Below are 6,318 nucleotides of genomic sequence, written 5' to 3' on the forward strand. Positions count from 1 at the left end.
CTGGCTTAACCCTCTGAGTGCTACTCAATACACGTTAATTCTGTTTTGTCAACCTACCTAATTAATGACACGCCCTAACACCTCCCCAAATAAAAATGCTCGAAACGGCCGACGCCAACATCCGAATCGTCTTAGTCGAACCTGCAGGCCCATTGAATGTTGGTTCTGTTGCCCGCGTCATGAAAAATATGGGTTTGCACCAATTAGTTTTGGTAAATCCCCAGTGCGATCATTTAGGGGAAGAAGCCCGACTGATGGCTGTTCGCGCCGCCGACATATTGGAAACTACCAAAGTAGTCGAGAGTTTGCCCGCTGCTTTGGTAGGGTGTGTCAGAGCGATCGCAACTACAGGGGATGATTGTCGATCGTTGCCAACACAACTAGAAGAACCCGCAGATGCCTTGCCTTGGCTCCTTGAAGCCCCCAGCGCCCTAATTTTCGGCCGAGAAGACTGCGGCTTGACCAATGCCGAATTAAACCGCGCTCAACGCTTGATCCGCATTCCCAGCAGCGATGCCTACACTTCCCTAAATCTCGCCCAAGCAGTCGCTATCTGCTGTTACGAACTATACCGGGAAGAAGGAAGAAGGAAGAAGGAAGAAGGAAGAAGGAAGAGGGAAGAAGGAAGTTCGGCAACGGATTCTGTAACGGATGTAACGGATGTCAGTCCGAGGGAAGAAGGAAGAGAAAAGCAGGAAGAAGAAGCCTCGTTCCCAGGCTCAGCCTGGGAACGCATATCCAGAGGCTCTGCCTCTTCAATACCGGATGCAACAGATAATTTATCAACTTGTTACCAAGAAAAACTTGCCACCAGCCAGACAGAAAATCCCTCAATTCCACTCGCCAGTGCTCCCTTGGAAAATTTAGAGGGATATTACCAGCAACTAGAAACGCTGTTACTCAAAATAGGATATTTGCAGCAGCACACAGCAGCAAGCCGGATGGAAAAATTTCGGCGTTTGTACAACAGAGCCTATCCAACAATTGATGAAGTCGCCATGCTGCGGGGCGTCCTCCGCCAAACAGAATGGGCAATCAAAACTTACCCACGAGAGGCAAATTCTGATACTCTGGATGGGGCGTTGCCGGAAAATCCAACGGATAGCTAGGAGAAATGCTGATAATTGGGGATGTGAGATTGAGGATTTTTTTCACTGAGAACTTTCCTGCCCCCACTTGTCACCTTCTTGACACTCCCCTGGCTAAAGCCGAGGGGATTCTTGTTTCGCAGAATCGACTTGCCGATCCAGAATTGCTTCAACATCGGTAGCGGTCAATTCTCCACAAGCGTTCGGATCTAAGATCCAAGTTCCGGTGTGCCCCACCGTACTTAATCCCCGACTCAGGATATTTCTAGCGGCGTTCCAATCTCTATCAAGGGTGCATCCGCACTGACAAGCGTGGGTTCGCGTTGATAGACTTTTCTTAACAACTGTCCCGCAGCTAGAACATTCTTGACTTGTTCCATTGGCTGGCACGGCAATCGTAATCCTTCCGAATACTTTGCCGAAATATTCCATCCATGTTCGGAACATATACCAAGATGCGTCGTTAATCGATTTGGCTAAACAGTGATTCTTCACCATATTTTTAATCCTCAAATCTTCGTAGGCTACACAGTCGTTTGACTGGATGACGCATCTTGCCAATTTCACGGCAAAATCTTTACGCTGTCTACTTATTTTGAGGTGGCGCTTTCCTAGAATCACTCTAGCTTTTCTTCTGTTGTGCGAACCCTTGACTCGTTTTGAAACTCGTCTTTGGGCTTTTTTTAATCTGTACTCTCCCTTGCCCAGAAATCGCGGATTTTCGACGGCAACGCCCTTTGAGTCTGTGTAGAACTCTTTGAGCCCCACGTCTAATCCAATGGCATTGCCTGTGACCTCAATCTTTTGAGAGCGGTCAACTTGAACGCAAAACTGGACGAAATATCCGTCTGCTCGCTTTACTAAGCGTACTCGCTTGATTTGACGGAGCTGATAAAAATGTAAGTCGCGCGTCCCTTTTAGTTTGAGTTTCCCGATTCCTTTCTTGTCGGTAAAAGTGAGAGATTTCCGGTCGGTTGCCAGACGCCATCCGGTTGTCTTATATTCGACCGAGCGGTTGTCTTTCTGGAACTGCGGAAATCCCTTTTTTCCCGGAATTTTCTTTTTACAGTTATCGTAGAATCGGGAGATTGCCGACCACGCTCTTTCTGAGCTAGATTGCCGAGCCATGCTGTTCAAGTCATCGCAAAACGAAAATTCTTTAGCTAAAACAGCGCTGTACTTATTTAAGTCGTATTTATCGACTTTTTGGTTGTCCATCCAAAAGCGCAATGCTTTGTTGCGGATGAACTGCACTGTTCTAATTGCTTCATCTATAGCATCTAATTGCTGCTTTTTACCGTATGCTTTGAATTCAAAAACTAGCATGACTTCGACCTAATCACGATACTCTTATGCTAGCAACGCTAGCTTAACATCGCTAAACTTGTTCACAAAGCTTTACAAGTACGTGTCGTATCCCCTACATTAGGAGAAAGCCGTCCTAGAAGGACGGGGTTTTAAACCCAATTTCTTGATAACAGGGTTTCTTGACTAAAAACCTAAGCTTTGCGATAATTTGCGAGCAATAAACTTGGTTGCTGATACCATGCAGCCTCTGGGGCAAATCTAAAATCTAAAATCTAAAATTGATTGGCTGGCAAGCTGAAAAATCTTAAACTTGAAATTTACAGTAGTGATGAAGGAGTAAGACGTGGCAGAGCGGTTTCCCAAAGGATCGATATTATCGGTGATATCTTCGTCGATATCCTCTCCCAACTCCGGCTCAAAGCAGCCTAAGTCCGGCAAAGCAAGCCAGTCTGGCAACTCGGGCCGCCGTCGCCCTTCGCAACCGCAAAACGGCAATTCAGAAATTCGATCGCCCGAACCTGCGACTTTGCCACTGCAACAGGGCCGCGGCAGCAGAATTGGAGCCAATTCTCCCACATCTTCGGAAGAATTGACTACACAAGACTTTTTATCCGATCCCCGATCGGCAATTAACCCCAGAAAACCCAGAACCAGCAAAACTCCGCAGTCGAAGACTCGCCAACCAGGGAAAAAAGGTCTCGCTGCTGTCGATATGTTCGAGTTTCCGAACCCGAATCTGGAACGGGAAAATGTAAGTTCGATCGCCAGCAATCCCAACAGCCAGCTCCCAACTGCCACTCCCCCTGCAACCCGTGGAAGTCGTCCCAGTTCGCCCCCAACGCGCATTTCAGACACGGTAATCCCCGCAGATGCCAAAAAACCCCCCGTGCCTAAACCGCGCCCACAAGCGAGTCCTAGACCGGGTAAACGCTCTGCACCTCGGAGCGTACCGCCGTTGGTGTATGCTACTCGCTTGCTGATTTTGGGAGTTGGGATAGCGGTGATTTGCGGCACGCTGCTGTCTGTGGTGAATGCTGTGAGTCGAGCATCGACTGTAGCGACAGAAGAACAAACCAGCACAGGGCTGAACAACCCAGCCGATAGCGCATCTGCGGCACCCGCAACCCCAGAAGTGCTGCAACTGAATCAAGAATTAGGAGCTTTGAAAACGCAAGTTCAGGTTTTAGCAACAGAAAATCCTACTTTGACAGCCGGAATATTTCTAGTTGATTTAGATACTGGAAGCTACCTAAATTTTAATGGGGATACTGCTTTTGCTTCAGCTAGCACAATTAAAGTGCCAATTTTAGTAGCTTTTTTCCAAGCAGTAGATGAGGGGAAAGTGCAGTTAGATCAGATGCTGACCCTGAAGCCCGAACACATTGTCGGCGGTTCTGGGGAGATGCAAGATCAGGCTCCTGGCAAGAAGTATTCGGCTTTGGAAGTTGCCCAAAATATGATTGTTGTCAGCGACAATACGGCGACTAATATGATGATTGAGTTGTTGGGAGGTGCTGAGGTGTTGAATCAGCATTTTGCAAATTGGGGTTTGAGTACCACGGTTCTGCGTAATAATTTGCCAGATTTGGAGGGAACTAATACTACCAGTCCGAAGGATTTGATTAATATCATAGCCCAGGTCGATCGGGGTAATTTGGTATCGGTGAAATCGCGCGATCGTATTTTGCAAATCATGCGCCAAACTCAAAACGCTTCTTTGCTGCCGAAAGGTTTAGGCGAAGGTTCAGTTATTGCTCACAAAACCGGCAACATTGATACAATGCTAGCGGATGCGGGGATGGTGGATTTGCCGAACGGTAAGCGTTATTTAGTGGCGGTGATGGTGAAGCATTCACCGGAAACGGAGAAGCCAGCTCAAACATTGATTCGGGAGATTTCTCGGATTAGTTACCGCTATTTGAACGGTGAGGAAACCCCAGACGATTCACAAATGAAAATTAAAAATTGAAAATTCAACCGGGTTTTTTCGGGCAAGTGTTGTAGACTTTATCAAACTATAAATCAGTTTGTATTATGAAACTAAACATTCGACTTGCTTGTCTGGTAGCGCTCTCAACTTTAGCCGTTGGAGTCTCCCCCACCTTGAGTAATGCTAATCCTGCTCCTGAATATGAGACCGACGGCGCGAGAGTGATCAACAATAATATCGAACTCAATCGGGCAAAAAACTTAGCCCGTCAAGCAGCAGAAAGGGCTAATGGGGGTTTAGGCAACTATCGAGCTGAAGCTTCTATGCACGGTACTTCTAAGGAATCGCCGTTTGTTGACAATGGCGATGGAACTTGGACTTTTACTTTTAAGGGTTCCAAGCCTGGTTCGTCTGTCTATACTGTAGAGACGGTTGTTACGGTTTCCCAAGATGGCCGAATCAGAGTTGATTACAATGGGCGAATCCGCGACTCCAGCGGAATTTAACAATACTTGCGACTTACTCACCGGTGCTGAGAAACCGGGTTTTTCACGAAATACTTTGTTACAGCCCCAGAAACGGTAAAAAACCTGGTTTCTTGGTGTTGATGCGTCCAGGACTGAACTTGTGAAATAGCGATCGCCCGATTAGAGAAATCATTGATTAAGCTTTCGGGGCGAATGAGCCGCGCAACATTCTATCGCTACTGAGATCGCGATCGATTTTCTTTGTTAAGCCGAGAGCCGGAGCTGTCAAGTAAACGAACGATCGCCCTCCGGTCACGCTTTCAAGTTGCTTGTTACCCCGTCAGGCAAAATAGAAGCAGGTTGATAAGTTTACTCGTGATAAGTAGTTATATCTAAAAAGTGTAATATAAAGAGAGATAGAGTTTACTAGATAGAGATTAACAAAAGCTATGAAACCCAAGCATTTTATCAATCTGCACAAAGCACTCACCTTTCCATTTATTTTGACACTGATGTTCATTTACCAAAATTTTAATTTTGGTGCTTGGGTTTATCTCGCCCTGCACGGTACTTATGGTTTGTTGTGGCTGCTCAAAGACCAGATATATCCAGATAAACAGTGGGAACAAGAAATCTCTGTCGGAACGGGAATATTAGGCTTTGTGTCAGTTAGCCTCTATTGGGTAGCACCTTTTATTTTGATTAGCAGTGGATCACAACCACCTCTGCCGTTAGTGGCAGCAGCAATTTCCCTAAATATTATCGGTGTCTTTCTCGCCTATACTGGTGATGCACAGAAGTACTACACCCTTAAGTACCGTCCGGGACTAATAACAGAAGGATTTTTTGCCAGATCGCGCAATACGAATTACTTAGGAGAAATCCTAATCTACGGATCGTTTGCGATGCTAGTTCAGCACTGGCTACCTTTTTTAATTCTGGCAGCTTTTATTGCTGGTGTTTTTATTCCTAACATGATCAAAAAAGAGCGTTCACTCGGACGATATCCTGAATTTGCCGACTACAAAACTAGGTCTGGACTTTTACTACCTCGACTATTTGTATCGACAGCTCTCGAACAAAAAAAAGACAGTTTAGAGGAGAAAGTTGGTTAAAAATAGTAAGTTAGGGCGTTGCGGAATTACAATATGAGTTCATGAGGGATAATAAGGCGATTTTGTAGGAAATGCCCTAAATGCAGCTCAACTCATATCCACAAAATAAGATAAAGCTTCTAATAAGATAAAGCTTCTAATAATAAATTTCCCGCCTTTGCAGCACAGCCTTAGCGATGGCCCAATACCCCTTTGGGAACTTTCACCGTCACGCTTGTAGGCGATTTAAAGCAGTCGGTAGATACTTTTAAACGATCGTTTTTCAAGACACAGAGGCTCAAACCCTTGCCGCACCAGTCCTACAGCCGAAAGATTTGACCCCCTCAAAAAAACACTTAGGGCTTGCTGAATAATCGAGTGCATATTGCGTCGCGAAAGGTTTCGAGCGCGCGAGCGAGAATAAAGTGCAA

7 protein-coding genes are annotated in these 6,318 nt (G+C 45.9%); 4 read left to right on the forward strand and 3 right to left on the reverse strand.

What is annotated here, in order from left to right; all coding sequences use genetic code 11:
• The first annotated feature begins 95 nt into the window (after window positions 1-95).
• A complete protein-coding gene (locus QUB14_RS27820) occupies window positions 96-1,109 on the forward strand; it encodes an RNA methyltransferase (protein ID WP_333221359.1) in 1,014 nt (337 codons plus the stop codon).
• A 93-nt stretch (window positions 1,110-1,202) separates the two neighbouring features.
• Here QUB14_RS27820 and QUB14_RS27825 read toward each other — a convergent pair whose 3' ends face one another.
• Together QUB14_RS27825 and QUB14_RS27830 are read right to left on the reverse strand one after the other, a co-directional pair.
• Window positions 1,203-2,414, reverse strand: a complete 1,212-nt coding sequence (locus tag QUB14_RS27825; protein ID WP_333221357.1) for a transposase — start codon at window positions 2,412-2,414, stop codon at window positions 1,203-1,205.
• A gap of 240 nt (window positions 2,415-2,654) precedes the next feature.
• Entirely contained in the window at window positions 2,655-3,251 is a 597-nt protein-coding gene (locus QUB14_RS27830; protein WP_333221355.1) for a hypothetical protein, read from the reverse strand.
• A gap of 31 nt (window positions 3,252-3,282) precedes the next feature.
• On the opposite strand from QUB14_RS27830, the gene QUB14_RS27835 reads away from it, so the two are divergent.
• From QUB14_RS27835 to QUB14_RS27845, 3 genes are all read left to right on the forward strand, one after another.
• Window positions 3,283-4,365 (forward strand): serine hydrolase, encoded by a 1,083-nt coding sequence (locus QUB14_RS27835; RefSeq protein ID WP_333221353.1) that lies wholly within the window; start codon window positions 3,283-3,285, stop codon window positions 4,363-4,365.
• A gap of 65 nt (window positions 4,366-4,430) precedes the next feature.
• On the forward strand, window positions 4,431-4,832 hold the full coding sequence (locus tag QUB14_RS27840; RefSeq protein WP_333221351.1) for a hypothetical protein: 402 nt from the start codon (window positions 4,431-4,433) through the stop codon (window positions 4,830-4,832).
• A 410-nt stretch (window positions 4,833-5,242) separates the two neighbouring features.
• Window positions 5,243-5,908 (forward strand): DUF1295 domain-containing protein, encoded by a 666-nt coding sequence (locus QUB14_RS27845; RefSeq protein WP_333221349.1) that lies wholly within the window; start codon window positions 5,243-5,245, stop codon window positions 5,906-5,908.
• Between the two features lie 225 nt (window positions 5,909-6,133).
• Here the strand turns inward: QUB14_RS27845 and QUB14_RS27850 are convergent.
• Window positions 6,134-6,318: hypothetical protein (locus QUB14_RS27850; protein ID WP_333221347.1), on the reverse strand; the 185-nt coding region annotated here is incomplete at its 5' end.

The sequence above is a fragment of the Microcoleus sp. B3-D2 genome (assembly GCF_036705345.1).
Taxonomy (GTDB): domain Bacteria; phylum Cyanobacteriota; class Cyanobacteriia; order Cyanobacteriales; family Microcoleaceae; genus Microcoleus.